Annotated in this window: 1 protein-coding gene; it reads right to left on the reverse strand. The window is 44.9% G+C overall.

The features are described 5' to 3' along the window. Positions 1–12: 12 nt before the first annotated feature. Positions 13–738, reverse strand: a complete 726-nt coding sequence (gene lptB / locus AB4496_RS28080; protein ID WP_009847740.1) for an LPS export ABC transporter ATP-binding protein — start codon at positions 736–738, stop codon at positions 13–15. Positions 739–802 lie beyond the last annotated feature (64 nt).

An 802-nucleotide genomic window follows, 5' to 3' on the forward strand; every position in this document is an offset into this window, starting at 1 on the left:
CTCTCTATCTAATCATAGACGGAATTGTTCGCCTAGATAAACTTGTTTAACTTGTTCGTTATTGAGAACATCTTCAGGAGTTCCCTCAGCTATTAGATGCCCTTGACTTACGATGTAAGCTTTTTCACACACGTCTAATGTTTCACGAACGTTGTGGTCGGTAATCAAAACGCCTAAGCCGCGATCGCGTAAGTGAACGATGATTTTTTTGATATCGATAACCGATATAGGGTCAACACCGGCAAAAGGTTCGTCCAGGAGAATGAATTGAGGGTTTGCTGCTAGTGCACGAGCAATCTCAACACGTCGACGCTCACCACCCGACAAAGCCATACCATTACTCGCTCGAATATGTTGGATGTGAAACTCTTCGAGAAGATCTTCCAGCTTATCTTGACGTTGTGCGTTAGTCATCTCATCGCGCGTTTGCAAAACAGCCATGATGTTGTCTTCAACTGACAATTTACGAAAAATGGATGCTTCTTGAGGAAGGTAACCGATACCAAGACGAGAGCGACTGTGCATTGGTAAGATACTGATGTCTCGGTCGTCAATGCTGATAGTACCTTCATCACGCGCAACCAGACCCACTATCATATAGAAAGAGGTGGTTTTACCTGCACCGTTTGGGCCAAGTAGCCCGACGATCTGACCTGACTCTACTTGCAAGCTTACGTCTGTTACAACTTTACGTTTTCCGTAGGTCTTCGCTAGGTTCTTTGCTGTAAGGACTGCCATGATTACTTATTCACTTCCGCTGGTTGTAAAACCGTTGATACACGCTCACTGCTATCACTATCGG

The sequence above is a fragment of the Vibrio sp. 10N.222.46.A1 genome (assembly GCF_041473595.1).
Classification (GTDB): domain Bacteria; phylum Pseudomonadota; class Gammaproteobacteria; order Enterobacterales; family Vibrionaceae; genus Vibrio; species Vibrio tasmaniensis_A.